The sequence below is a fragment of the Thermobacillus composti KWC4 genome (genome assembly GCF_000227705.2).
Classification (GTDB): Bacteria; Bacillota; Bacilli; order Paenibacillales; family Paenibacillaceae; genus Thermobacillus; species Thermobacillus xylanilyticus.
Genome location: NC_019897.1, coordinates 2,024,122 through 2,050,074, shown reverse-complemented (window position 1 = coordinate 2,050,074; position 25,953 = coordinate 2,024,122). Strand labels below are relative to the sequence as shown.

Here is a 25,953-nt window from a genome sequence, read left to right as displayed (position 1 = left end):
CGGGGAAAGCGAACGGAAATCACATGTCGGACAAGGATCTCAAAGGCAAGGAACGGATTGATGTGCTCCTCGTGGAGCAAGGGTTTTTCGAGAGCAGGGAGAAAGCGAAGGCGGCGGTCATGGCCGGGCTGGTGCTGGCGGACGGCGAACGGATCGAGAAGAGCGGCGCCAAGGTGCCGCGCACGGCCGCGATCACGGTGAAGGGCGCGCTGCATCCGTATGTCAGCCGCGGCGGCCTCAAGCTGGAGAAGGCGATCGAGACATTCGGCATCGCGATGGCAGGCCGCGTCATGCTCGATATCGGGGCGTCGACCGGCGGCTTTACCGACTGCGCGCTCAAGAACGGCGCGGCTCAAGTCTACGCCATTGACGTCGGCTACAATCAGCTGGACTGGTCGCTGCGTCAGGACAGCCGGGTGTGCGTCATGGAACGCACGAACTTCCGCTACCTGAAACCGGAAGATTTGCGCGGCCCGCAGCCGGATTTTGCCGCAATCGACGTTTCGTTCATTTCGCTGCGGCTCATCCTGCCGACGCTCAAGGAACTCCTTCCGCCCGGCGCGGGCGTCGTCGCGCTGATCAAGCCGCAATTCGAAGCGGGGCGCGAAGCCGTGGGCAAGTCCGGCGTCGTGCGCGACCCGGCGGTGCATGAAGAGGTCATCGCCCGGGTGTGCGGTTTCGCGGAAGCCGAAGGGTACGGCCTGCAGGGGCTGACGTACTCGCCGATAACGGGCGGAGAAGGGAATATTGAGTTTCTGGCTTACTGGCGGCTGGGCGAGCCCGCGGCCTTCCAGGCTTCAGCCGATGCGGTTGCGCGGCTTGTGGCGGAAGCGCACGAGGCGTTCCGGCGGGCTTGACGGATGAGGCTGGATTGCGGTCGCGGTTTGTCCGTCATGGATAGGAGAAGAAATTTCGCTTGTTTCGGCCGAATTGAGCAACAAGTCCAAAACAAGCGAAATCATTTCGTCAATTTTGCGGAATCTCTCGGTTTTGACGCCGTTTCCGCGGATTAGAGGATATTTCTTCAAATCCTCCAAATTCTCCATATTCGACAAAATTGAAGCAATTTCTTCGCTTATTGTCGGCGGAGGACCAGATCACGACAGCGTGCGAGGTCAATCGGTTGATCCAATCGGTTGGCCTCTTTGTTTTGATAAAGCTTGGCGCCCCGTCTTTCGCAAAAATGAATTTTCTGGTATACTGGGACCAAACAAACGTTCCCGTTTATATTATTAATGTCATGGAAGGAATTCCCGTCCCGAAGCGAGAACCTAATAGGCATGCAATTCCATGCGTGCTTGTCGCGTGAAAGGGGCGGCGAATGTGAACAATGCGGCCGACTGGTTTCTCATGATCGCCGCCGGCGGTCTGATCGCCGTCTGGCTTTTTCGCCGGTTCTACGTCTGGCTCCATGAGCCGCCGGCCAGCCGCGTCTACCGGCTGGGCGAAGGATCGGAGCCGGACCCCGGCGACGAGACGGTGCGTTTCCTGACCGCAAGCGGCTATGAGGTCGTCTCGGGCAAGCATCGGGTGCCGATCGAGATCGAGGTGGACGGCGAGCTGATGCAGTCGCGGCTGTTCATCGACTATGTCGCCGTGAAGGACGGACGGACGTGGCTGGTGAAGACGGCGCGCGACCGGATGCCGATCGACTGGACCGGAGCCGGCGTACGGGACAAGTTTCTCGTATACGCGCTGCTCGTGCCGTCGGCGGAAGGCATCGTGTATGCGGATCCGAGGGAGCGGTGGCTGAGAACGATCACGTTCGCGATCGGAACGGAAGCTTAAGGAGGCAGGCCCAGGCAATGAAAGGATTCCGACAGATGAAGATTCGGGAGATTATCGGCGAACAGGAGATCGAGACGCAGGACGAGCTCGTCGAGGCGCTTCGCCGAGCCGGCCTGAACGTGACGCAGGCGACCGTCTCCCGCGACATCAAGGAGATGCAGCTCGTCAAGGTGCCGACCGAGGACGGGCGCTACAAATACTCGCTGACGGCGGAAAGCCGCGTCTACCCGCTGCAGAAGCTGAAACGGGCGATGCTCGATCATTTTGTCCATATCGACAGCGCGGACAATCTGATCGTCATGAAATGTCTGCCCGGCACGGCGAACGCGATCGGTTCGCTCATCGACGCGATGGAATGGAACGAGGTCATGGGCACGATCTGCGGCGACGACACGATTCTGATCATCTGCCGGACCAAAGCGCAGAGCAAGACCGTCGTCGACCGGCTGATCGGACTGCTGAATGAACCGGGGCGGAAATAGCCATCGTATTTATTGGCAGGAAGGGGACACGTCATGCTTCGCGAGCTGTCGATACGCAATCTGGCTGTCATCGAACACGTATCCGTATCTTTCGCGGAGGGGTTCCATGTGCTGACCGGCGAGACCGGCGCGGGCAAGTCGATTCTGATCGACGCGCTCAGCCTGGTCATCGGCGGCCGCGGCGCGGCGGACATCGTGCGCTACGGATGCGAGAAGGCCGAGATCGAAGCGCTGTTCGACCCGCCTGCCGGCCATCCGGTGCGGGAAGTGCTGGAATCGCTCGGCATCGAAGCGGAACCGGATGAGCCGATTGTCGTGCGGCGCGAATTGTCGGTCCAGGGCAAGAGCGTAAGCCGCGTGAACGGCCGGATCGTCAATCTGTCCATGCTCAGGGAGATCGGCGAATGTCTCGTCAACATTCACGGTCAGCACGAGCATCAGTCGCTGCTCAAGACGGAGCGGCACCTCGAGTGGCTCGACGCCTATGCGGGCGGGAAGCTGGCCGACCTGAAGCGGGATTATCAGGAGATCTACCGGCGATATACGGAGACGCGGAACAAGCTGCGGGAACTCGAAGACGCTTCGCGGCAAAACATGCAGATGCTCGATCTGTACAAGTTCCAGCTCGCGGAGATCGACGACGCGCGGCTAAAGCCCGGCGAGGACGAGGCGCTGCAGGATGAGCGCAGGCGGCTGGCGCATGCCGAGCGCATCATGCAGAACGCATCCGAGGCGTATGAGCTCATTTACGGCAATGCCGGGCTGGATGCGCTGGCCAGGGCGATTTCGCGGCTCGAGGATATCCGCAAGTACGACGCCCCGGCCATCGAGCCGCTGCTGGAGCAGCTGCAGTCGGCTTATTATCAGGCGGAAGACGCGGCGTACCAGCTCCGCGACTATCGCGAACGCATCGAGTCCGATCCCGAGCGGCTGACCGAGATCGAAGACCGGCTTGATCTGATCGGGGGGCTCAAGCGCAAATACGGCGAGCGCATCGAAGATATCCTCGAATACCGGGCGAAGATCGCCGACGCCATCGACAAGATGGAGAACCGGGACGAGCATCTTGAGCGGCTGCGCGAGGAAGAGCGCAAGCTGCGCGAGCAGGCGCAGCGCCTGGCGCTCGGGCTTTCGGAGCAGCGCCGGCTTGCGGCGGACCGGCTGGCGAAGGAGATCGAAAGCGAGCTCAAGGAGCTGCAGATGGAGCGCACGACGTTCAAGGTGCAGCTCGATCAGCAGCCGGGCGAGGATGGCGCGCCGAAGCTGGCGCCGCACGGAATCGACGAGGCAGTCTTCCTGTTCTCCGCGAATCCGGGCGAACCGCCGAAGCCGCTCGCGAAGATCGCTTCCGGAGGCGAAATGTCGCGCATCATGCTGGCGCTGAAGACGGTTTTCGCCGCGATCGACGGGGTGCCGGTTCTCGTGTTCGACGAAGTGGACACGGGCGTCAGCGGACGTGCCGCGCAGGCTATCGCGGAGAAGATGTCGAAGCTGTCCCGACGCTGCCAGGTGTTCGCGATCACGCACCTGCCGCAGGTGGCCTGCATGGCGGACCATCATTACGGCATTCGCAAGCAGACGCTCGGCGAGCGCACGTCCACGACGGTCGAACCGCTGCAAGGCATCGGCCGGGTCGAGGAGCTGGCACGCATGCTCGGAGGCGTGGAAGTGACGGATATGACGCGCCATCACGCCCGGGAGATGCTGGATCTGGCCGAACGGAAGAAGGGCGCTTGAAAGCCAGTCCGGGAATGTTTTATCGGTCATAAAAGAAAAGGGGCGGGGTTACCTTAAAGGTACGCCAACAGGGCGAAGCGACAGACACGGGAGCGGCAGCTTCCGCGGCTTCAATCGCATCGGGCGGCCTTTGTTCCCACGCCCGCGCCGACGAAGCCGCGAGAACCGCATGCCGGGCTAGTTCCGACATGCGGTTCATCGGCGGCTTTTTTCTATGCGCCGTCCGCATCCCGCCCGCTGTTCATCCAGATTCCTTAGGGAGCGTGAATCCATTGAATGACAGCGCACGGATCCGTTGGTTCGGTCTTCTGCTCGCCATTCTCGTCTGCGCGGCCGGTTTCACCGCCCCGTTCCGGCATTATGCCGCCTTCCCCAGTGAGCTGAATCTGTTCCTCGGCCAGCACAGACAGCTCGATTACACGATGCCGGTGCACGCTGACATCACGGTCGATCCATCCATCGTCAACATCAACGGTTCGGACAACCGTTCGGTCAAGGTTGACCTGCGCAAGCCGCTGTCGATCGTTCCGCAGTCCAGCGGCATGGCCAAGCTGAAAATGAAATTATTCGGTACCATTCCTTTCAAGACGGTCACCGTCCATGTCGTTCCCGGGCTGAAAGTGATACCCGGCGGCCAGACGATCGGCGTCAAGGTAAAATCGGACGGCATCATGGTCGTCGGCCATCACCAGGTGAAGACGGAAAAAGGCGAAACGCTGTCGCCCGCACAATCCGCCGGCATCCGCCTTGGCGATCTGATCATGGGCGCGAACGGCGTCAAGCTGAAGGAAGTCAGCCAGATGGCCAAGATGGTCGAGCAGGCGGGCAAGGAAGGGAAGACGCTCAGCCTCACGATCGAGCGTGGAACCGAGAAATTTGAGAAAGAACTCAAGCCGGTCTATGACGCGGAAGACCGGGCGTGGCGGCTCGGCCTTTATATCCGGGATTCTGCTGCCGGCGTAGGTACGCTGACATTCTACGCACCGGAACAGGGCGTATATGGCGCTCTGGGGCACATCATCACCGATATGGACACGCAGGCGCCGATCCGGGTCGGAGAAGGGCAGATCGTGCAGTCGAGCGTCACGTCGATCAACAAGAGCTCCAGCGGCGAACCCGGCGAGAAAAGAGCGCATTTCGTCAAGGAAGGCAAGGTGCTCGGCACCGTCGAGCGCAATACGCAATTCGGCATTTTCGGCCGGATGAGTGAACTGCCGAAGCCAAGCTACATCGACAAGGCGATTCCGGTCGCGTTTGCCGATGAAGTGAAGGAAGGGCCGGCGCATATTTTGACGGTGGTCGACGGTCAGAAAGTGGAGAAGTTCGATATCGAGATAACGCGTGCGATGCGCCAGACCGAGCCGGCCACGAAAGGCATGATCATCAGGATCACCGACGAGAAGCTGTTGAAACGGACGGGCGGCATCGTGCAGGGGATGTCCGGCAGTCCGATCATCCAGGACGGTAAACTGGTCGGCGCCGTCACCCACGTATTCGTCAACGATCCGTCATCGGGATACGGCTGCTACATCGAATGGATGCTCGGCGATGCGGGCATTCTGCCCAACGCGCATCAACGGAAGCTTAAGGCGGGATAACGCCCTAAGCTTTCGTTGTTTCCGTCCGTGTCGAAAAATGTTGAACATCCCAGAAATCACGAATATTTTGGAATAAATTTTTATTATATTCATTGTCACAAAAAAAGTAAAGAAAAAATTTTTAACATGAAGGAAATTCCTTTCCCATGTCGAAACGGTATTATATCGGGGAGGAAACAGACCTTCCACAAGTGAATCCCATTCGAATAAGGAGGACTCACACCTTGCAAAGAATTGAAGTATTGCTGGCTGACGACAACCGTGAATTTACGAATCTGCTCTCCGAGTACATCTCAGAACAGAGCGACATGACAGTCACGGGCGTAGCCTACAACGGCGAAGAAGTGCTTCGGCTGCTGGAGGAATCCCGCAAGGCGCCGGACGTCCTCATCCTGGACATTATCATGCCGCATCTCGACGGCCTTGGCGTGCTTGAACGGCTGCGCGACATGGATCTCAATCCGATGCCGAAAATCATCATGCTGACGGCATTCGGTCAGGAGAATATTACGCAGAAGGCGGTTCAGCTCGGCGCGTCCTACTACATACTGAAGCCATTCGACATGGAAATCTTGGCCAACCGCATCCGCCAGCTGGTGAACAATCCCGTGTTGTCGCCGGCCGCGAGCTACGGCTCGGTGTTGCCGAAGACAACCAACGTCGTGCCGATCGGCAAGAGCAAAAATCTCGACGCCAACATCACGAGCATCATCCACGAAATCGGCGTGCCTGCCCATATCAAAGGGTATCAATACCTGCGCGAAGCGATCACGATGGTGTACAACAACATCGAAATTCTCGGCGCGATCACGAAGACGCTCTATCCGGCAATCGCCGAGAAGTTCAAGACGACGCCATCCCGCGTCGAACGCGCCATCCGGCACGCCATCGAAGTCGCCTGGACACGCGGCAACATCGACTCGATCAGCCATCTGTTCGGCTATACGATCAACATCAGCAAGTCGAAACCGACGAACAGAGAATTCATCGCGATGGTGGCCGACAAACTGCGGATCGAGCACAAGGTGTCGTAGCGGCGGCTTGAGCGATGGAGCCTCGAAACACCACGGTTTTTCGTTGGTCGCATGACCAATGGAAGTGTGGTGTTTTCTGCTTTTCAGGCGGCATGACGGATCGGAAAGAAAGAGGGAAACGCGGATGCGATGCGGAATGGGGCGCATTCCCGGAATGCTCAATCACGTCCTGGCGGCGGGCAGACGCCATACCGTCGGTCTCCGGGAGGACGGCACGGTGGTTGCCGCGGGAAACAATGCGTACGGCCAATGCAATGTTGACGAATGGCGCGATATTGTGGCGATTGCGGCAGGGTGCGCCCATACCGTCGCGCTCCGGGCAGACGGCACCGTCGTTGCCGCGGGAAGCAACGAATACGGCCAATGCGACGTCAGCGGGTGGAGCGGCATCCGACTGCCGGCCGGCCGAGAATAAGGAGCCTGTGGGGCTGGCCCGGCTTGCAACTTTTCCCGCGCCGCCCTCGTCTGATTCGAATGAGGATCGGAAACGAGGGTTTGAAATGATAAGAATTGCGGTTTATACCATCGCAGCGGCAATCGTGCTGCTCGCCATTCCGGTTGTGGCGTCGCTTGGCGAATACACGCGGGCCAAGACGATGTATGACGACGACAGCCGGTTCATTCGCGAGCTTTCGGTTATCGCGCTGACGGCGGATCAGTTCGTGATGGCGGAGGCGGCGGATTTCGAATGGGATACCCTGTACATATTCGGCCCCTATACAACCCGGAAGGAGATGGAGGAGCAGATCGGAACAACCTGGTACAACTCCTATTCCGATTACTTGAAGCGCCGCACGCCGTTCGGCAGGCATCCGATCGAAGATGACTCGCTCCAGAAGCTGGTGTTCGTCCGTGACGGCAAAGTCGTGCTGGATGCGACGGTCAGCCGGAGCATTGTCGATTTCACGTGGATGGACAAGACCCGGTTCAGCCGCGCAGAAGCGAGGTTCGAGCTGCGGCATGAACACGGATGGTCGACCGCGTTATGGCGCGGATTGCTTGCATAGCCATGACAAACGCCGCATCGGGATGCAAGCCCCGGATGCGGCGTTTTTGTCACGTTTGCTCGTTGTCCGGCAGCCGGACGGGCTTCGGCGGGCGGGGACGCTTCTTCCTGAAGCGCGGCGCGACGTAGTTGCGCTTCCGGTCGCGGAAGAAAATCCAGCCGGCGATGAAGCCAACGCCGCCGAGGAACAGGATGAGGCCGAAAATAAACCGAAGCCAGTTGAAGACCGGAACCGGATCGTCGGGTCCGAAGGAAGCGAAATAATCGAACAGGGTGTTCTTGATCTGCAGAAAGCCGTAAGCCGCCCCGATGCCGGGAATGACAAGCAGCAGCACGGCGAGAAAACGCGAGAGCACCAATCTCATGCTTCTACCATCCTTCCGTTGTCCAACGTGCGGCGCAAATCCCTACACATTATATCATACCGCGAAAGCGTATTCGCTGTCCAACGCGCGGGACAGGTCTGTTATATGACGCACGGGAAAGGTAAAATAGTAGAGTACGGATCAACACCCAAGACCGGGAAGAGGAGAATGAACATGACGATACATGCGGACGTTGCGGTGCTCGGCGGAGGACCCGGCGGCTATACGGCCGCAATCCGGGCCGCCCAGCTCGGCAAGAAAGCGGTCATTATCGAGCAGGACCGGCTTGGCGGCGTCTGTTTGAACCGGGGCTGCATTCCGAGCAAGTCGCTGCTGCGCAGCGCGGAAGTGTTCCATACGGTGAAGGAAGCCGCCCGCTACGGCATTGCGGTCCAGGGCGAGCCGGAGCTGCGCTACGACGCTGTCCTGGAGCGGAAGCGCGCCGCCGTCGAGCAGCTTTACCGCGGACTCACGTCGCTCATGAAAAAGCACAACATCGAGGTGATCCACGGGAAGGGGAGAATCATCGGGCCGTCGATCTTCTCGCCGCGCAGCGGTTCGGTCGCGGTCGAGCTGGAGAACGGCGAGATGGAGACGGTCGTGCCGCAGCAGCTGATCATCGCGACCGGTTCGCGTCCGCGCGAGCTGCCGGGACTGAAGTTTGACGGCATCCGGGTGCTGAGCAGCGACGATGCGCTGAACATGGAGACGCTGCCGCGCGATATGCTGATCGTCGGGGGCGGCGTCATCGGTATCGAATGGGCGTCGATGCTGAACGACTTCGGCGTGGCCGTGACGCTGGTCGAAGCGGCATCGCGCCTGCTGCCGGGGGAAGACACCGACGTGTCTGCCGAGATGGAGCGGCTGCTCCGCAGACGCGGCGTCCGCGTGATCACTTCGGCGAAGCTGCTCACCGACACGTTCGAGCGGAAAGACGACGGCGTGGCGGTCAAGATCGAAACCGGCGAGGGGGCGGTCGCGCTGTCCGCCGAGCGGATGCTCGTCGCCATCGGACGGACGGCGAACGTCGACGGGATCGGCCTGGAAGCGACCGATGTGGCGGTCAAGGACGGCTTTATCGCCGTCAACGCGTCGTACCAGACGGCCGAACCGCACATCTATGCGGTCGGCGACGTCATCGGCGGCGTGCAGCTTGCGCACGCGGCGGCGCGCGAAGGGGTGATCGCGGCCGAACATATCGCCGGCCTCAAAACTGAGCCGCTTCAGCCGCACCGCATTCCGCGCTGCATCTACTCGCGGCCGGAAGTGGCCTCCATCGGCTTGACGGAGAGCCAGGCGCTTTCCCGCGGCCATGACGTGAAGACGAGCCGGATTCCGTTCCGGGCGAGCGGCAAGGCGATCGTGCTCGGCGAGACGGACGGCTTCGTGAAAGTGATCGCCGAACGGAAGACCGGCGACATCCTCGGCGTCCACATGATCGGACCGCATGTGACGGAACTGCTGTCCGAGGCGGGCCTCGCGGATCTTCTGAACGCTTCGGTATGGGAAGCCGGCCAGCTCGTCCATCCGCACCCTTCGCTGTCGGAAATGCTCGGCGAGGCGATGCTGGCGATCGACGGCGTGTCCTTGTCGTTCTGACTCGAAGGTTCGGGGCGATCGGTTCATTTCTTTTTCCGGCAAAACAGGGTATAATGGATGCATCTTACCTTTAGTACCTGGTGTTAAGAGCTGACCTCGAACGGGCGGCTCTCTTGCAGCCGGGAGAAGGAGGCATTTTATGGCCAATACCGGTACCAAGCGGACGTTCCGCCACCGCGAGGTCGGTCTTACGGACGACGAAGCGGTGCAGATGTACGCGACGATGCTGATGGCAAGACGATACGACGAGCGGGCACTGCTGCTTCAGCGGGCCGGCAAGATCAATTTTCACATCTCCGGAATCGGACAGGAAGCCGCGCAGGTGGCGGCCGCCTTCGCGCTGGATCGGGAGAACGACTGGTTTCTTCCCTACTACCGTGACTATGGCTTCGTGCTGGCGGTCGGCATGACGCTGCGCGAGCTGATGCTGTCCTTGTTCGCGAAGGAAGAAGATCCGAACAGCGCGGGCCGGCAGATGCCGGGCCACTTCGGCTGCAAACGGCTGCGCATCGTCACCGGATCGAGCCCGGTGACGACCCAGGTGCCGCACGCGGTCGGCATCGCATACGCGCTCAAACTGAAGCGGCAGCCCTATGTGTCGTTCGTGACGTTCGGCGAGGGCTCAAGCAACCAGGGCGATTTTCATGAGGGCTGCAACTTTGCGGGCGTGCACAAACTGCCGGTCATTTTCATGTGCGAGAACAACCAGTACGCCATTTCGGTGCCGATTTCGCGGCAGGTTGCAGGGCGGATCTGCGACCGGGCGGTCGGTTACGGGTTCCCCGGCGTCCGGGTTGACGGCAACGATCCGCTGGAAGTGTACAAGGCCGTCAAGGAAGCGCGCGAGCGCGCGGTCGCCGGCGAAGGCCCGACATTGATCGAGGCCGTGATGTACCGGCTGTCGCCGCACTCGACATCCGACAACGACCTGGCCTACCGGTCGAAGGAAGAAGTCGAGGAGCACCGGGCGAAGGACGGGCTGCCGCGCTATCGACAGTACCTGATTGACTGCGGGCTGTGGAACGAAGAGCTGGACCGTTCGCTCGACGCGAACATCCGCCAGATGCTCGACGAAGCGACCGAGTATGCGGACAAGGCGCCATACCCTTCTCCGGAATCGATCATGCACCACGTCTATGCCGGCGATGCGGAAGGAGGGCGGTAACATGGCGGTCATGCATTACATCGACGCGATCCGGCTGGCCATGGAAGAAGAAATGGCCCGCGACGAGGATGTGTTTGTGCTCGGCGAGGACGTCGGCTATAAGGGCGGCGTCTTCACAACGACGAAAGGACTGCTCGAGAAGTTCGGGCCGGAGCGGGTGCTGGACACGCCGCTTGCGGAGTCGGTGATCGCCGGCGCGGCGATCGGCGCCGCCATGTACGGCCTGAAGCCGATCGCCGAGATGCAGTACGCGGACTTTATTTTCCCTGCGACGAACCAGATCATCAGCGAAGCGGCGAAAATCCGCTACCGTTCGGCCAGCGACTGGACGTGCCCGGTCGTCATCCGCGCCCCGATCGGCGGCGGCGTGTTCGGCGGCCTGTACCATTCGCAGAGCGTGGAATCGGTCTTCTTCGGCACGCCGGGCCTGAAAATCGTCGCACCGTACACCGCCTGCGACGCGAAGGGGCTGCTCAAGGCTGCCGTCCGCGATCCGGACCCGGTGCTCTATTTCGAACACAAGAAATGTTACCGGCTCGTCTCCGGCGAAGTGCCGGAGGACGACTACATCGTGCCGATCGGCAAGGCGAACGTGCTGCGCGAAGGCGATGACATCACGGTGATCGGATACAGCCTGCCGCTTCATTTCGCGATGCAGGCGGCCGAGGATCTGGAGGCGGAAGGCATCTCGTCCCACATTCTCGATCTCCGCACGCTGCAGCCGCTGGACAAGGAAGCGATCCTCGAAGCGGTCCGCCGCACGGGTAAAGTGCTCATCGTCCACGAAGACAACAAGACGGGCGGCGTCGGCGCCGAAGTGGCGGCGATCATCGCCGAGGAGCTGCTGTACGAGCTGGACGCGCCGATCATGCGGCTGTGCGGTCCGGACGTGCCGGCGATGCCGATTCATGCGCCGGGCGAGAAACATTTCATGCTGAATCGGGAGAAACTGCGGGATGCGATGCGGCAGTTGGCGCTTTATTGATGACCTTATGGTCCAATCCGGGATGGGAAGAAGGAGTTGAGAACGTGAGAGAGGGTCTTCAGGAAATCGTCATGCCGCAGCTGGCGGAATCGCTGGTGTCGGCGACGATCGAGCGCTGGCTGAAGCAGCCGGGTGACCGGATCGACATGTACGAGCCGATCTGCGAGATCAACACGGACAAGGTGAACGCGGAGCTGCCGTCGACCGTCACCGGGAAACTGGTCAAAATATTGGCCGGCGAAGGCGAGACCGTGGACGTAGGCGCACCGATCTGTCTCGTCGAGACGGCGTCGGCCGGCGCTCCGGCAGAATCCGCGCCGGATTCGGGAGATGCGGCGCAGCCGCAGGCACGGCAGGCGGCCGCATCGGACGGGGATGAAGGCGCGGCGCCTATGAGCGGCCGCTATTCGCCGGCGGTGCAGCGCCTCGCCGCCGAACACGGCGTCAATCTGGCCGAGGTGCGGGGCACCGGGCTCGGCGGGCGCATTACCCGCAAGGACGTGTTGAACTACATCGAATCCGGCCGCGCATCCGGCAAACCCGCGGACAGCCGTTCGGCCGATCCGGCGCGCCAGCCGGTCCGGTCCAGCGGCCTGCATCTGTCGGAAGAGCCGAAGCTGCCCGCGATCGAAGTCGAGGCGGCGGCGCCGGGCAGCGGCGAATACTTCATCGACGTGTCGCCGCTCCGCCATACGATCGCGACCCGGATGCGGCAGAGCGTCACGGAGATTCCGCACGCCTGGACGATGATCGAGGCGGACGTGACGAATCTTGTCGCGCTGCGCAACAAGCTGAAAGACGAGTTCATGAAGCGCGAAGGCATCAACCTGACATATCTCGCGTTCTTCCTGAAGGCGGTCATCAACGCGATCAAGGACTATCCGATCATGAATTCGGTGTGGGCCGTCGACAAAATCATCGTCAAGCGCGACATCAACATTTCGCTGGCCGTCGGCACGGAGGACGGCGTCTGGACGCCGGTCATCAAGAACGCCGACCAGAAGAACATCGCCGGGCTGGCCCGCGAGATCGACGACCTCGCGCGCAAGACGCGGGAAGGCCGGCTGTCGCTCAGCGACATGCAGGGCGGAACGTTCACGGTCAACAACACCGGCTCGTTCGGCTCGATTCTGTCGCAGCCGATTATCAACTACCCGCAGGCGGCGCTCATCACGTTCGAATCGATCGTCAAGAAACCGGTCGTCATCGGCGACATGATCGCGATCCGCTCGATGGTGAACCTGTGTCTTTCGCTTGACCACCGCATCCTCGACGGCGTCATCTGCGGACGGTTCCTGCAGCGGGTGAAAGAGAATCTCGAAAGCTACAGCATCGAGACGACCACATTGTATTGAGAGGCTCGCCATGAACGATAACCAACTGCTCGATATCCGCTACATCCCGATGATCGATTACGCCGCGGCGTGGGACCGACAGAAGGAAATCGTGCGCGGAATCGACCGCGGCGAGCGGCCGGAGACGCTGCTCTTGCTCCAGCATCCGCCGACCTACACCATCGGGTCGCAGAAGCATCCGGAGCATCTGCTGCTGAGCGAGGAAGAGCTGAACGCGCGGGGCATCCGCGTGTTTCAGATCGACCGCGGCGGCGACATCACCTATCACGGACCCGGCCAGCTCGTCGGCTATCCGCTGCTCTACCTGAATCCGGCGGTGCTCGACCTGCACGGCTATCTGCGCGCGCTTGAGCAGGTTATCATCGACTGGCTGGCCGATTACGGGATTGAAGGCGGCCGCAAGGAAGCCTACACCGGCGTGTGGGTCGGGGAGGAAAAAATCGCGGCGATCGGCGTCAAATTCAACAAAGCGCGAAGCCGCCGCGGCTTTATCACAAGCCACGGCTTCGCGCTCAACCTGCGCGCCGGCATCGGCAACGAGGGATTCTCGGGGATCATTCCGTGCGGCATCCGCGAATACGGCGTCACCAGTTTCGAAGATTTGACGGGGATGGAGATGCCGCCGGAGCGGGCGGCGCGGGAGATCGTGCCGCATTTCTGCCGCGTATTCGGCAGGAGCGCCGGGCCCTTAATAGAAGAGGAGGCCGATGCCGGCCACGACGGTTGAGAGCAGCATGGCGGCGACGATCACAATGGCGGTGATCCGGATCCATTTGCGGTTGATCATGGTTTGCTGAACGCTCCTTTCAGCCAGGCTGTACAGATTCTATTTTATCCGATATGCGAGACGGGAGGAAAGCGATGATTGATCGTCAGAGACTGATTGACGAGTTCATGGAACTCGTCCGCGTCGACAGCGAGACCGGCCACGAACAGGAGATCAGCCGCGTGCTCAAGGCGAAGTTCGCCGGTCTCGGTCTTGCCGTCGAGGAAGACGACGCCGCGGAGAAGACGGGACACGGCGCGGGCAATCTGTTCGCGATGCTGGAAGCCGACGGGGCGGAGGATGCGCCGGTCATTTTCTTCACGTCGCACATGGACACCGTCGCGCCGGGCCGGGGGATCAAGCCGCGGCTGGACGATGACGGCTATATCCGCAGCGACGGCACGACGATTCTGGGCAGCGACGACAAGGCGGGCCTTGCGGCGATGCTCGAAGCGATCCGGGTGATCAAGGAACGGAACATTCCGCATGGACCGGTCCAGTTCGTCATCACGGTCGGCGAGGAAGCCGGGCTGAACGGTGCGCGCGCCATGGACCGCGGCCGGCTCAAGGCGGCGTTCGGCTACGCGCTCGATTCGAACGGCAGCATCGGCGACATCGCCGTCGCGGCGCCAACCCAGGCGAAGATCACGATGAAGGTGCACGGCAAATCGGCGCACGCGGGCGTCAACCCCGAGGACGGCATCAGCGCGATCCAAGTAGCCGCGCGGGCGATCTCGCGCATGCCGCTCGGCCGCATCGATCATGAGACGACCGCCAACATCGGCCGGTTCGAAGGCGGCGGCGCGACGAACATCGTCTGCGATTTCGTCAAGCTTGATGCCGAAGCGCGCAGCATCGACCAGGCGAAGCTGGACCGGCAGGTGGAAGCAATGCGGCAGGCGCTCGAGAGCGCGGCCGCGGAGTTCGGCGCCCGGGCGGAATTCGAGAGCGAGATTCTCTATCCGTCGTTCCGCTATACGGAAGCCGATCCGGTCGTGAGGCTCGCCGTCGAAGCGATTGAAGCGATCGGCTGCAAGGCGCGGACGTTCCATTCGGGCGGCGGCAGCGACGCGAACATTTTCAACGGCCACGGCGTGCCGACCGTCAACCTCGCGGTCGGCTACGAGGAAATCCACACGACGCGCGAGCGGATCCGCGCCGACGACCTCGTCAAGACGACGGAGCTCGTCGTGGAGATCATCAAGCGGGCCGCCGATATGAAAGCATGAACGGCACAATGAAGCCGGCCGGGAGCCATTCCCGGCCGGCTTTCGTGTATCCGCGCGGCATCTTTTACGAGCGCGAACGGATTTCCTGCCGCATGAACATGACGTAAGAGATGCCGAAGCAGATGACCGTCGCGGCGATGAGCCCGGTCGCATGCGGCCAGATGAGCAGCAGGCTCTGGCCGAGCGGCAGCGGACTCTTGATCGCGAGATACACCTGCTCGAGCGTGAACGGTCCGAGCGTCCGGACGTTCGGCGTCAGCAGCGTCGTCGTCGCCTCGGAGAACAGTTCCGCCGGCGACAGCCGGTTCAGCCACAGCATCGTCTCCTGATAATTCAGGATGCGCTGCACCGCGGCGTCCGACGAAGGCGCGATCGCGCGCGCGATCAGGTTCAGGATCAGCCCGTAGAAGACGGTGAAGAAGATCCACAGCGCGATGCTCGACAGCGCGGATGTCGCGGCCTGGCGGAACCGGATCGAGAACAGGATGGACAGGTTGAGCCAGAACCCGACGTAGACGACCGCGAGCACGAGGAAGAAGAAGACGCGCCAGAACTCTTCCGGCGTCGGCGGATAGCCGATCGTGAACAGGCCGAGCCCCATGACGAGGAGGCCCAGGGCGAAGATGACGACCGTCACGAGCAGCAGAGAAGCCGTAAACTTCGCCAGAATAAAGTCGTCCCGGTAGATCGGCTGCGACATGAGCCGGCTGAGCGTCCCGCGGTTCCGCTCCGAATTGACGGCGTCAAACCCCAGGGCAATCCCCATCAGCGGGCCGAGGAACGAGACGAACGTAATGAAGTTCGGCAGCGTCCCGTCCGAGATCGTGAACATCTGCAGGAACAGGAAGTCCAGCTCGTCCTTCAGGGCGCCGCCCCGAATGGCGGAAACGGCGGAGTAGATCGATCCGATGCACGCCAGCGTAATGATGGCGAGCAGAATCGTGAACCGCCAGCTGCGGATATGGTCGCCGAATTCCTTCTGCACGATGACCCAGAAAGGAGAGATCGCGGCGCCCTGCGCTTCCCTGGCGCCGGTGTCTTCGGCGCCGTCCCGCCGTCCCGCGCGGCGCGTCAGCCGGCCGAGAATCGCCTTGCCGTCAAGCGCCATGGGCTTCCCCTCCTTCGAAATAGCGATGATAGATGTCGTCCAGCCCGTATTTCCGGCGGCTGATGGCCAAGAGCCGCCCGCCGCATCCGACGGCCGCCTGCGCGATGTCCGCGGTCAGATCCGAGCTGCAGATGACGGAGGCTTTGCCGCCTTCGCCGCGCCTCACGGATACGACGCCCCCGAGTCCGTTCAGCGCCTCGTCCAGCGCGTCTGGCCACGCTTCGAGCTCGAGCTCGACCGTAATCGTGCCGTCTTCGTCGAGCTGCTTCGACAGCGACTCGATGTCGCCGCAGGCGATCAGCCGTCCCTTGACGAACAGGCCGACCCGGTCGCACACCTGCTGCACCTGATGCAGATGGTGGGACGAGAGCAGCACCGTAATCCGTTCTTCGCGGCTTAGCCGCGTGATCAGTTCCAGCAGCTCGCGCACCCCTTCCGGGTCGATGCCGAGCGTCGGCTCGTCGAGAATGATGATCTCGGGCTTCTTGATCAGCACGTCGGCGAGACCGAGCCGTTGGCGCATCCCGCGGGAGAAGGCGCCGACCCGCTTATCGGCGGCTTCGGCCAGACCGACGCGTTCGAGCATCTCGCGCGCGCGGGCTTCGGCCTCCGCCGGCGGAATCCGGTTCAGCCGCGCCGTATAGATCAGGTTGTCGATGGCGGTCCGGTCTTCATAGAAGCCGATGTCGTCGGGCATGTAGCCGACGCGTCGCTTGATCTGCAGCGGGCTGCGGGTCGGATCGAGGCCGAGCACGCGGGCCGTTCCGGAAGTCGGCTCGGTCAGCCCGAGCATCATCAGAATCGTCGTCGTCTTGCCGGCGCCGTTCGGCCCGAGCAGGCCGAACACTTCGCCGCGGCCGATCGTCAGGTCGAGACGGTTCACGGCCGCGTGCTCGCCGTACATCTTCGTCAGCCCTTTCAGTTCGATGACCGGCTCGCGTTCACCGCTGCGCACGTCCACGATTACCGCCTCCCGTATTTGCGATACAGGTAGTAGACGCCTCCCGCAACGGCAATGACGATCAGAATGCCGATCCAGCCCCACAGCACGGATGACTGCACCGCGACGCGCAGCGCGATCGTGTCCGACTTCTGCGCCGAGCGGGCGGTGATGTCCACTTCATAGTCGCCGGCGAGCGCCTTGTCCGTCGACTTGATCGTGGCTTGAACGGTCGCCGTCTGACCCGGCTCGATGGACGTGATCTTGGACGGCTCGAACGTCACTTCCCAATCGACGGGCGAGTTGGACGTCAGGCTGACGTCTTCGAGCTTCGCCGTGCCGGTGTTCTTGACGACAAGATCGACCGTGCGCGTGCCGCCGGCCTTGATTTTCGTGTTCAGCCGCTCGTCCGCCGTCGTCAGGTCAATGCCGTACGTGCCGGTGATGACGACTTCGAGCGTCGTTTCGGCCTGCGTCGAATTGTTCGTCGCCGCGATCGGAATCTGATAGGTGCCGGCTTCGATCGACTCCGGCGGAATGATCTGGACGGAGATCGTCTTCGTCGCGTTCGGCTCCACCGTCACGGAACGGACGCTGTCGCCGCTGACCGAGAAGCGGGCGTCCCAGCCCGGCTGCACCGCCGCGGCCAGCGCATACGTCTGCTCTTCAGCGGTCCGGTTGCGCAGCTCGGTCGAGAACGTGAAGGTATCGTCGGCGTACCCTTCCATGTTCGGCTGCTCCACCGTCCATTCCGACGCGAACGTGCCCTGCTCGGTGACGTTGATGACGAGCGGGAGCCGGGCCAGATTGCCGGCGACGACCGTGAACCGGTATTCGCCCTTGTTCACTTCGAGCGGTACTTCGATCTGGACGTTGAACGATTCCGACTCGTCCGGCTTGACGGCAATTTCCCGGACCGTGCGTCCGCCGGACGTAATTTTGTACTCCCAGTTGTTGCCGTTCGTCTCCAGTGTGATCGGAAACACTTTCGTCGCATCACTGCGGTTGATCGCTTCAACCGAGTACGTGATCGACTCCCCGGGCGGCGCGGCCAGGTTGACGTAGGTTGTGTACAGTTCAAACGGTTCCGCGGCATCGGCCTGACCCGCGGACGAGGCGGCCGCTCCGGCCGCGATCAGGGCGGCAAGCCCAAGCTTGATCCAGATGTTGCGGCATGCGGCAAGCATGCTTCCAATCCCCCTTCTGAATTGAAAAATTGCGATTCCGCTTACATTACGAACGAGCGGCGGGCGCGGATTAATGAGTTCAAACCAATTTTTTCGGCGCCCGGCGAAACTTCCGGCCCATCCCTGCTTCTGCTAAAATAACAAGCAGAAAATGCTGTCGGCGGGGAGGATAGCGGATTGGACAGACGGGGAGATGACATGGCGACGGTGCTGGAAGCGATGTGCGCCGGCTCCGTCGAGGCATTCGACCTCTTCTACGAACGGTACGCGCCGCTTGTCATGCATATCGCCCTCCGGGTGATGGATGACCGGATGGAAGCGGAAGACCTCTGCCATGATGTGTTCCTCGAAGTGCTGCGGACCGGCAGACGTTTTGACCGCTCGCGGGGGTCGATCGAGAGCTGGCTGGCCGTCCTGACGCGCAGCCGCGGGCTGGATCGGCTGCGCCGGGCCCGGCGCGCCGTTCCCGGAGGGGCGGACGCGGCCATCGGACGGATCGCGGGTCTGGAGACCGCTGCGTCCGCGCTGGAGGATACGGTCGTCCTGCGATTCCAGCAGGCGGCTGTCCGGGAAGCGTTCGCCGCGCTGCCGAGTCAGCAGCGCCGCGCGCTGGCGACCGCCTATTACCGGGAGAAGACGCAGCGGGAGATGGCGGACGAGTGGAACGTGCCGCTCGGCACGGTCAAGTCCTGGATACGCGGCGGCATCGCCAATCTGCGGAAACAGTTGGCCGTGCGCGGCTGGCTGAGCGGCGGGGAAGGAGGTACGCGGCATGATGCGAAATGAAGGCGGCTTCGATCTGAAACGGTGCGCGCTCGGATTTACCGATCGGGAGTGGGCGGATTTCGCATTGGGGCTCCTGGATGCGAAGGATGCGGCCGCGATGGAGGCGCATGCCGGCGCATGCGGTGATTGCGCCGCACGCCGGGCGGAATGGCTGCGGCTTGCGCCCGCGCCTGGCGGCCGGCCGCAGGATGCGCCGTCCGTGCCGCTGCCGTCGGAGCGTCGCCGGCGGTCGCTCAGACGGGCGGTCCGCGCGATCGGTCTGCGCCGCAGGCTGCGGGGTCCGGCGATCGCCGCGGCCGCGGCGGCCGCCGTCGTGCTGCTGACCGCCGGACTGCTCCATCGCGCGGGGCTGGCCGCGGATCCGTTCGCGCCGTCCGCGCGGCATGAATCGCCCGGCGAATACCTGCTGATGCGCGAGCCGGAGGCGGGCACCGTCCTGACCGCTCCGGACACGACGCAGTTCAAGGTCGTCCATTCCTTCGGACCGGCGGGCGAGGGCTATATCTGGCTGAGCGGCGACGCGCAGGAAGCGCTGCTCTATCTGTACGGTCTGCCCGACACGGATCTGGTCGACTATCAGGCCTGGGCGGTTCGGGGACCGCACGCGGACAGCCTCGGCGTGCTCAAACTGGTCGACGGCATCGCCCATCTGCACGTTCGTTCGCTTCTTCTGCCGAATGCCGAGATGATTTCGCTCAGCGCCGAGCCGAAAGGCGGAAGCGAGCAGCCGACATCGACGCCGGCCGCCCTCGTCCTGTTCGACGCAAGGCGGTGAAGCGCGCCCGGCGTCCCGCGCGAAGCGGGGCATTCGCGCACCGCCACTTCGGTCGGCCTGCGCGGAAAGCGGAGCAAGCCCCGGCGCTTACTTCGAGCCGGCCGGGCCGCCATGCGAGCGGACATAGTCGGACAGCTTTTTCCGCACGCCCGCCAGCACGCGGAGCCTGTGGCGGATTTCCCACGCTTTGCCGACGAGGCGGATGCCGTTCGGATCGTTGTACTGTTTCATTCATCAAACCTCCGTTTCGGGGTGGGTATGCCCCATCCTATGCGCGGAGCGGACAAGTTATCACACAGGGGAGAGAACAAAAATGAACGACAGGAGCGGAGAGAAGGAGCGGCCGGAACCCGAGCGGACCGTCCGCACGGAGCCGGTCTTTCAGGGCCGGCTGATTTCCCTGCAGGTGGACACGGTGGAACTTCCCGGCGGGAAGACGGCGACGCGCGAGATTGTCAGACACCCGGGCGCGGCCGCGGTGCTCGCGCTGCACGACGACAGGCTGATCGTCGTCGAACAGTACCGCAAGCCGCTCGGGAAGATGCAGGTTGAGATTCCGGCGGGCAAGCTCGAACCCGGCGAAGATCCGATGGAGACGGCGCGGCGCGAGCTCGAGGAGGAGACCGGCTGGCGGGCGGAGCGGCTCGAGCCGCTTTATGCCTTCTACACCTCGCCCGGATTCGCCGACGAGAGGCTGTATTTGTACGCGGCATACGGCCTCTCGCGCGGAAACTTCGCGCCGGACGAGGACGAACATCTGAACGTGGACGCCATCACGTTCGAGCAGGCGCAAAGCTACATCCGCGAAGGCAGGATCAGCGACGCGAAGACGATCATCGCCGTGCAGGCGTGGCGGCTGAAGCGGCTCACCGGGTCGTTCGTCTGACATGGGCGGCACTGGCACAACCCTCAAGCACGGCCCGGGCGCTGGCCTGCGCCGCGTATTCGCCGATCTGCATCTGCACATCGGCTCCACGGGACGCGGCGAGCCGGTGAAGATCAGCGCCAGCCGGGCGCTGACGTTCCGGAACATCGCCCATGAAGCCGCCTGCCGCAAGGGCATCCGGCTGCTCGGCGTCATCGACGCCCATTCGCCCGGCGTCCAGCGGGACATTGCGGAACTGCTCGACCGCGGCGAGATGGCGGAGGCGCCGGGCGGCGGCATCCGCTACCGGGACGTCACGCTGCTGCTCGGTACGGAGATCGAGGTGAAGGAACCCGGCCGGGGACCGGCGCATCACCTCGTTTTCCTGCGCGATTTCGAGGCGATGCGCTCGTTCACCGACTGGCTCAAGGAGCGGATGACGAACGTCGGGCTCAGCTCGCAGCGCATCCGCGCAAGCGGCCCGGAACTGCAGCGGGAGACGGCGGCGCGGGGCGGGCTGTTCATCCCCGCCCACATTTTCACGCCGCACCGCAGCCTGTACGGCAGCTGCACGGACCGGCTGTCCGACGTGCTCGATCCCGACCTCATCGACGCGGTCGAGCTCGGCCTGAGCGCGGACACGGCGATGGCCGGTCTCGTGCCCGAGCTGGACCGGTATCCGTTCCTGACGAACTCGGATGCGCACTCGCTTGCCCGCATTGGCCGGGAATACAACTCGCTCATCCTCGGCGAACCGTCGTTCGACGAGCTGCGCAAGGCGCTGCGCGGCGAAGACGGCCGCGGGATCGCCGCAAACTACGGCCTTGATCCGCGCCTCGGCAAGTACCACCGGACGCATTGTGCGGGCTGCGGAACGACGCTGGACGTGGAGGACGGCGAGATGCCGGCAAGCCCGGACGCTGTAATGCGCTGCCCGCTCTGCGGATCGGCGAAGCTGATCCGCGGCGTGTCCGGGCGCGTGCGCGCCCTCGGCCGGCTCGCGGGACGCAACGTCCCGCGGATCGATGCGGAGAGGCCGCCGTACATTTGCCAGGTGCCGCTCGAGTTCATCCCGGGCGTCGGACCGAAACTGCTCGACCGGCTGCTGGACCGCTTCGGCACGGAAATGAACGTGCTGCACGAAGCATCGCCGGAAGCGCTGGCCGAAACCGCCGGGGAAAAGGCGGCGGCGCTGATCCTCGCCGCCCGGGAAGGGCGGCTGGACCTCCAGGCGGGCGGCGGAGGCCGCTACGGCAAGGCGCTTTCAGGCTAGACGCCGCCCGCAGAAGCGCATACCCTTTCGCGCCCGGACATACAATGGTACAGCATGTCTGATTTTTCGGGGACGGGAGGACGGCGATGCGGGCGGAATTCAGCTTCACGACGGCGGCGTACCGGCAGACGCTGCTGGTCTTCATTGCGGTGCTTACGGCGGCGGGCATCGTGTTCGGGGTGCTGGCCAGCCGGACGCTGACGCTCGACCAGCAGGACAATCTGGCTTCCGATCTGGCGCGGTACGCGCTGACGGCCGAAGCCGGGCAGATGGCGGACGCCGGGGATACGCTCAGCGACCGGGCGATGCTGCACGGGAAATGGCTGCTGGCCGTCTGGCTGCTGGGTGTGACGGTGATCGGGGCACCGTTCGTGCTGGTGCTCGATTTTTTGAAGGGCGTGCTGATCGGCTTCAGCCTCGGCGTGCTTGTCCAGGCGTACGGGTGGAAAGGGATGCTGTTCGCCCTGGCGGCGATGGTGCCCGGGAACCTGCTGGTGCTTCCGGCGCTTCTGTTTGCCAGCGTCTCGTCCGTCGCCTTTGCGCTGCACGTGTTCAGGTACCGGCTGGTGCAGCCGTCCGGCAGCCTCAGGGAGCCGCTGCTCGCCCATACGTCCGCCGCGCTGATCCTGCTTGCCGTCATGACCGGCGGCGCGTTCATCGAAGCTTATGTCGCGCCGAATCTGATCGGCTGGGCGGCGCCGCTGCTTGCATCCTGACTTCGCATCACGGACTGCGCCGGAAGGTTTGACTTTCGTTCGAACCTCCTTCTATAATGATAATGATTCCAAACATCGTAACAGCGAAGGTTGCCGATTCGCGGAGGGGAGAACATGGAAGCCCGGATAGAGAAAATCAAACAGCAGCTTCAGTCGCAGGACTACAAGTTGACCCCGCAGCGGGAAGCGACCGTTCGCGTATTGCTGGAGAACGAGGAAGACCATCTCAGCGCGGAAGACGTTTTTATGCTCGTGAAGGAGATCGCGCCGGAGATCGGTCTGGCCACCGTGTACCGGACGCTGGAACTGCTCAGCGAGCTGCATGTCGTGGAGAAATTGAACTTTGGCGACGGCGTCGCGCGCTATGATCTGAGGACGGACAGTTCCAAGCACCATCACCATCATCTGATTTGCGTGCAATGCGGCTCGATGGAAGAGATCATGGAAGACTGGCTCATCCCGCTCGAGGAACGGCTGGAGCAGGAGTACGGCTTTCATGTCATCGATCATCGGCTCGATTTCCAGGGCATTTGCCGCCGCTGCCGCGAATCCCGCGAATCCGACGAATAAACCGCAGCGCATGCTCCCGGACGGGGACCCTAGCGGGGCCGTTCGGGAGTTTTTTGCATCGACTTTGAAAAAAAGACCGCCGCGATCCCATCTGCAGCTCCCTTCGCGGTACTGGCGGGCGGAACGGATACATAGAGTGTTAGCAGCAAGCCCGTCCCGTCGGGCGGCGGAGGTGATCCTGCATGGTGGTGTCGCTGCGCCGCATGCTGCGCAGACTGCTGTTCGCCGCGCTGTTCCTGGTGCTGACGCTGGTGATCGCGGCGGCATTCCGGCTCCTGGCCGAATGGCTGCGGATACCGGACCCTTATGCCGCGCCGCAAGGCCGGGCGGTCAAAGTGTTCGTGAACGACCCGGACGGCGGGTCCGCGCCGTCCGTCCTTGACCGCCTGCGCCTGTTCTATCTGACCGGCGACTGAAGAACCGCTTCGGCGGGAAGGAGGGATACGGACATGCCGGATTTGCCGGATCTGCTGGAGAAGTTTCTCGCGAGCCGCATGGAATCGCGCAGCTTTTCGCGCTCGACGGCGGAATCGTACGCCCGCGATCTGAAGGCGTTCGCCGGCGCGATGGAAGCGCATGGCATCGGCGATCCCGGGCGGGTGAAGCCGCATCATATCGCGGCCTATCTGGCCGGACTCAAGGCGGAAGGCAAGGCGCCGGCGAGCGTCGCCCGCGCCGCGTCAAGCATTCGCGCGTTCTTCCGCTATCTGGCCGCCGATCTGAACGCGATCGAGGCCGACCCGGCGGCCCATATCCGGCCGCCGAAGCCGGAACGCAAAGCTCCGCGCATCCTGACCGAGGCGGAAACGGCCAGGCTGCTGGAGACGCCGGACGGCGGCGGTCCTTCCGGTCTGCGCGACCGGGCGATGCTGGAGCTGCTGTACGCGACCGGCATCCGCGCGGGCGAGCTGATCGGGCTGGACGTTGATGACGTCAATCCTTCCCTCGGGTATGTCCGCTGCGCGAGCCCGGACGGGCGGGAGCGGTTCGTCCCGCTCGGCAAGGCGGCCGCGGAAGCGCTGGAGCGCTACCTGAAGGACGGCAGGCCGCATCTGGTCCGCCCGGATCGGCCCGAACGCGCGCTGTTCGTCAGCCGGCGCGGAAGCCGGCTCACGCGGCAGGGGTTCTGGAAGCTGATGAAGAAGCATGCCGAGACGTCCGGCCTGGGCGGCGTCAGCCCGCATATGCTGCGGCATGCGTTCGCCGCGCACCTGGTCGCGGGCGGCGCCGACCTGCGCGCCGTGCAGGAGATGCTCGGCCACAAGGACATCTCGGCGACGAGAGCGTACGCGCAGATGGCGCGGCCGAGCCTGAAATCGGTCTACGAATCGGCCCATCCGAGGGCGCGTTGACGCCTTGCGGCAGGCGGCTTGACTGCCTGACTGCGCATCGATTCATACCTTTGAAAATGTGAGAACAAGAGGTGGCGCTGACCCGTGAAGATCACAAGAGTGACCTGGATCGTGCTTGACAGCGTCGGCATCGGCGAGCTGCCGGACGCGCCGGCATTCGGCGATGCGGGCGCCCATACGCTCGGCCATATCGCGGAAACGGTGCCGGGTTTCGATCTGCCCGAACTGCGCAGGCTCGGCCTCGCCAACATCGCGCGGATCGCCGACTGGGCGCCGCATTCGGCGCCGGAAGCGGCCTACGGCAAGATGGCCGAGACATCGGCGGGCAAAGATACGATGACCGGCCACTGGGAGCTGGCCGGCCTGCACATTCCCGTACCGTTCCGCACGTTCCCGGACGGCTTTCCGGAGGAGCTCATCCGCGAGTTCGAGAAGCGGACGGGCCGTCCGGTCATCGGCAACAAGCCGGCAAGCGGCACCGCGATCATCGAGGAGCTCGGCGAAGAGCAGATGCGGACCGGGGCATGGATTGTCTATACGTCTGCCGACAGCGTCTTCCAGATCGCCGCGCACGAGGAAGTCATTCCGCTGGACGAGCTGTACCGGGCGTGCGAAATTGCGCGCGAGCTGACGCTGCACGAACCGCATGCGGTCGGCCGCGTCATCGCCCGGCCCTATGTCGGGGAGCCCGGCGCGTTCACCCGCACGCCGAACCGGCACGACTACGCGGTGAAACCGCCGCAGCCGACGGTGCTGAACGCGCTGAAGGATGCCGGGTATGACGTATGGGCGGTGGGCAAGATCAACGACATTTTCAGCGGGGAAGGCATCACGTCCGCCTGGTCGACGAAGAGCAACGCCGACGGCATCCGGCGGACGCTGGAACTGATGGAGAAGCCGTGCAGGGGCGTCGTGTTCACGAACCTCGTCGATTTCGATTCGCTGTACGGCCACCGGCGCGACCCCGCCGGCTATGCGCAGGCGCTCGCCGAGTTCGACCGCGCGGTACCGGGTCTGAAACGGCTGACCGGTGATGACGGTCTGCTCATCATTACGGCCGACCACGGCAACGATCCGGTTCACCACGGCACCGACCATACGCGGGAATATGTTCCGCTGCTCCTGTACAACCCGCGCATGGCCGGCCGACCGCTCGGCACCCGTTCGACGTTCGCGGATCTGGCCGCGACGATCGCCGAACTGTTCGGCGTGCAGCGCCCGCCGCACGGCACCAGCTTTCTTAACGATCTCGGCCTCGCCTGAGACCCGGCG

General features: G+C 63.2%; 28 protein-coding genes and 1 pseudogene. 23 read left to right on the top strand and 6 right to left on the bottom strand.

All coding sequences use genetic code 11. The annotated features are described in order from the left end of the window. Positions 1-23: 23 nt before the first annotated feature. The 8 genes and pseudogenes from THECO_RS09575 to THECO_RS09540 all read left to right on the top strand — a co-directional run bounded on the left by THECO_RS09575 (position 24) and on the right by THECO_RS09540 (position 7,646). Entirely contained in the window at positions 24-857 is an 834-nt protein-coding gene (locus tag THECO_RS09575) for a TlyA family RNA methyltransferase (RefSeq protein WP_015254835.1), read from the top strand. 433 nt (positions 858-1,290) lie between these two features. After that, a complete protein-coding gene (locus tag THECO_RS09570) occupies positions 1,291-1,788 on the top strand; it encodes a hypothetical protein (RefSeq protein WP_015254834.1) in 498 nt (165 codons plus the stop codon). Positions 1,789-1,805: 17 nt separating this feature from the next. Continuing rightward, positions 1,806-2,270, top strand: a complete 465-nt coding sequence (gene ahrC, locus THECO_RS09565; RefSeq protein ID WP_015254833.1) for a transcriptional regulator AhrC/ArgR — start codon at positions 1,806-1,808, stop codon at positions 2,268-2,270. 33 nt (positions 2,271-2,303) lie between these two features. Next, a complete protein-coding gene (gene recN / locus THECO_RS09560) occupies positions 2,304-4,007 on the top strand; it encodes a DNA repair protein RecN (RefSeq protein ID WP_015254832.1) in 1,704 nt (567 codons plus the stop codon). Between the two features lie 272 nt (positions 4,008-4,279). Further along, on the top strand, positions 4,280-5,605 hold the full coding sequence (spoIVB, locus tag THECO_RS09555) for a SpoIVB peptidase (protein WP_015254831.1): 1,326 nt from the start codon (positions 4,280-4,282) through the stop codon (positions 5,603-5,605). A gap of 224 nt (positions 5,606-5,829) precedes the next feature. Next, positions 5,830-6,639 carry a sporulation transcription factor Spo0A gene (gene spo0A, locus THECO_RS09550; RefSeq protein WP_015254830.1) on the top strand — a complete coding sequence of 270 codons (810 nt, stop codon included), beginning with the start codon at positions 5,830-5,832 and terminating at the stop codon, positions 6,637-6,639. Between the two features lie 169 nt (positions 6,640-6,808). Beyond that, positions 6,809-7,054: pseudogene (locus tag THECO_RS09545) on the top strand (chromosome condensation regulator); the annotation flags it as partial. A gap of 85 nt (positions 7,055-7,139) precedes the next feature. After that, positions 7,140-7,646, top strand: coding sequence for a hypothetical protein (locus tag THECO_RS09540; RefSeq protein ID WP_015254828.1), 507 nt, complete (start codon positions 7,140-7,142; stop codon positions 7,644-7,646). A 49-nt stretch (positions 7,647-7,695) separates the two neighbouring features. On the opposite strand, the gene THECO_RS09535 is transcribed toward THECO_RS09540, so the two are convergent. Continuing rightward, positions 7,696-8,010: a DUF2627 domain-containing protein gene (locus THECO_RS09535; RefSeq protein ID WP_015254827.1), complete on the bottom strand. Its 315-nt coding sequence runs from the start codon at positions 8,008-8,010 to the stop codon at positions 7,696-7,698. Positions 8,011-8,184: 174 nt separating this feature from the next. Here THECO_RS09535 and lpdA point away from each other — a divergent pair, with 174 nt between their 5' ends. The 5 genes from lpdA to lipB all read left to right on the top strand — a co-directional run bounded on the left by lpdA (position 8,185) and on the right by lipB (position 13,841). Next, the gene (lpdA, locus tag THECO_RS09530; RefSeq protein ID WP_015254826.1) at positions 8,185-9,609 is read left to right on the top strand and encodes a dihydrolipoyl dehydrogenase; all 1,425 of its coding nucleotides are present in this window, start codon (positions 8,185-8,187) and stop codon (positions 9,607-9,609) included. A 139-nt stretch (positions 9,610-9,748) separates the two neighbouring features. Further along, entirely contained in the window at positions 9,749-10,774 is a 1,026-nt protein-coding gene (locus THECO_RS09525) for a thiamine pyrophosphate-dependent dehydrogenase E1 component subunit alpha (RefSeq protein ID WP_015254825.1), read from the top strand. Between the two features lies 1 nt (position 10,775). Continuing rightward, on the top strand, positions 10,776-11,759 hold the full coding sequence (locus THECO_RS09520) for an alpha-ketoacid dehydrogenase subunit beta (RefSeq protein ID WP_015254824.1): 984 nt from the start codon (positions 10,776-10,778) through the stop codon (positions 11,757-11,759). Between the two features lie 71 nt (positions 11,760-11,830). Then, a complete protein-coding gene (locus THECO_RS09515) occupies positions 11,831-13,114 on the top strand; it encodes a dihydrolipoamide acetyltransferase family protein (RefSeq protein ID WP_041854351.1) in 1,284 nt (427 codons plus the stop codon). Positions 13,115-13,124: 10 nt separating this feature from the next. Further along, positions 13,125-13,841 carry a lipoyl(octanoyl) transferase LipB gene (lipB, locus tag THECO_RS09510; protein ID WP_015254822.1) on the top strand — a complete coding sequence of 239 codons (717 nt, stop codon included), beginning with the start codon at positions 13,125-13,127 and terminating at the stop codon, positions 13,839-13,841. Here the strand turns inward: lipB and prli42 are convergent. After that, complete coding sequence (gene prli42, locus THECO_RS21695; protein ID WP_015254821.1) at positions 13,803-13,901, bottom strand: stressosome-associated protein Prli42; 99 nt, start codon at positions 13,899-13,901, stop codon at positions 13,803-13,805. The two genes, lipB and prli42, sit on opposite strands and share 39 nt — an antisense overlap. A 74-nt stretch (positions 13,902-13,975) precedes the next feature. Here prli42 and THECO_RS09505 point away from each other — a divergent pair, with 74 nt between their 5' ends. Then, positions 13,976-15,109 (top strand): M20/M25/M40 family metallo-hydrolase, encoded by a 1,134-nt coding sequence (locus THECO_RS09505; RefSeq protein ID WP_015254820.1) that lies wholly within the window; start codon positions 13,976-13,978, stop codon positions 15,107-15,109. Positions 15,110-15,173: 64 nt separating this feature from the next. On the opposite strand, the gene THECO_RS09500 is transcribed toward THECO_RS09505, so the two are convergent. Genes THECO_RS09500 through THECO_RS09490 form a run of 3 tightly spaced genes read right to left on the bottom strand, consistent with a single transcriptional unit; the run spans position 15,174 to position 18,344 of the window. Continuing rightward, a complete protein-coding gene (locus THECO_RS09500) occupies positions 15,174-16,217 on the bottom strand; it encodes an ABC transporter permease (protein ID WP_015254818.1) in 1,044 nt (347 codons plus the stop codon). Beyond that, entirely contained in the window at positions 16,207-17,121 is a 915-nt protein-coding gene (locus THECO_RS09495; protein WP_083883349.1) for an ABC transporter ATP-binding protein, read from the bottom strand. Before THECO_RS09495 ends, THECO_RS09500 begins: the two co-directional genes overlap by 11 nt. A gap of 59 nt (positions 17,122-17,180) precedes the next feature. Continuing rightward, positions 17,181-18,344, bottom strand: coding sequence for a COG1470 family protein (locus tag THECO_RS09490; RefSeq protein ID WP_015254816.1), 1,164 nt, complete (start codon positions 18,342-18,344; stop codon positions 17,181-17,183). Between the two features lie 177 nt (positions 18,345-18,521). Between THECO_RS09490 and THECO_RS09485 the strand changes: the two genes are divergently transcribed. Together THECO_RS09485 and THECO_RS09480 are read left to right on the top strand one after the other, a co-directional pair. Next, positions 18,522-19,130 carry a sigma-70 family RNA polymerase sigma factor gene (locus THECO_RS09485; protein ID WP_015254815.1) on the top strand — a complete coding sequence of 203 codons (609 nt, stop codon included), beginning with the start codon at positions 18,522-18,524 and terminating at the stop codon, positions 19,128-19,130. Further along, positions 19,117-19,905 (top strand): anti-sigma factor, encoded by a 789-nt coding sequence (locus THECO_RS09480; protein WP_015254814.1) that lies wholly within the window; start codon positions 19,117-19,119, stop codon positions 19,903-19,905. Before THECO_RS09485 ends, THECO_RS09480 begins: the two co-directional genes overlap by 14 nt. Before the next feature lie 87 nt (positions 19,906-19,992). On the opposite strand, the gene mciZ is transcribed toward THECO_RS09480, so the two are convergent. Then, complete coding sequence (gene mciZ, locus THECO_RS21105) at positions 19,993-20,136, bottom strand: Z-ring formation inhibitor MciZ (RefSeq protein ID WP_015254813.1); 144 nt, start codon at positions 20,134-20,136, stop codon at positions 19,993-19,995. An 82-nt stretch (positions 20,137-20,218) separates the two neighbouring features. On the opposite strand from mciZ, the gene THECO_RS09475 reads away from it, so the two are divergent. The 7 genes from THECO_RS09475 to THECO_RS09445 all read left to right on the top strand — a co-directional run bounded on the left by THECO_RS09475 (position 20,219) and on the right by THECO_RS09445 (position 25,944). Beyond that, positions 20,219-20,791 (top strand): NUDIX hydrolase, encoded by a 573-nt coding sequence (locus tag THECO_RS09475; protein ID WP_015254812.1) that lies wholly within the window; start codon positions 20,219-20,221, stop codon positions 20,789-20,791. A 1-nt stretch (position 20,792) separates the two neighbouring features. Continuing rightward, positions 20,793-22,043 (top strand): endonuclease Q family protein, encoded by a 1,251-nt coding sequence (locus THECO_RS09470; RefSeq protein ID WP_015254811.1) that lies wholly within the window; start codon positions 20,793-20,795, stop codon positions 22,041-22,043. 86 nt (positions 22,044-22,129) lie between these two features. After that, positions 22,130-22,759, top strand: coding sequence for a stage II sporulation protein M (gene spoIIM, locus THECO_RS09465; protein WP_015254810.1), 630 nt, complete (start codon positions 22,130-22,132; stop codon positions 22,757-22,759). Between the two features lie 114 nt (positions 22,760-22,873). Continuing rightward, positions 22,874-23,329, top strand: coding sequence for a ferric iron uptake transcriptional regulator (gene fur, locus THECO_RS09460; RefSeq protein ID WP_015254809.1), 456 nt, complete (start codon positions 22,874-22,876; stop codon positions 23,327-23,329). Positions 23,330-23,511: 182 nt separating this feature from the next. Continuing rightward, positions 23,512-23,745, top strand: coding sequence for a DUF4227 family protein (locus THECO_RS09455; RefSeq protein ID WP_015254808.1), 234 nt, complete (start codon positions 23,512-23,514; stop codon positions 23,743-23,745). Between the two features lie 33 nt (positions 23,746-23,778). Continuing rightward, positions 23,779-24,681: a tyrosine recombinase gene (locus THECO_RS09450; RefSeq protein ID WP_015254807.1), complete on the top strand. Its 903-nt coding sequence runs from the start codon at positions 23,779-23,781 to the stop codon at positions 24,679-24,681. An 84-nt stretch (positions 24,682-24,765) separates the two neighbouring features. Then, the gene (locus THECO_RS09445; protein ID WP_015254806.1) at positions 24,766-25,944 is read left to right on the top strand and encodes a phosphopentomutase; all 1,179 of its coding nucleotides are present in this window, start codon (positions 24,766-24,768) and stop codon (positions 25,942-25,944) included. Positions 25,945-25,953: the final 9 nt, after the last annotated feature.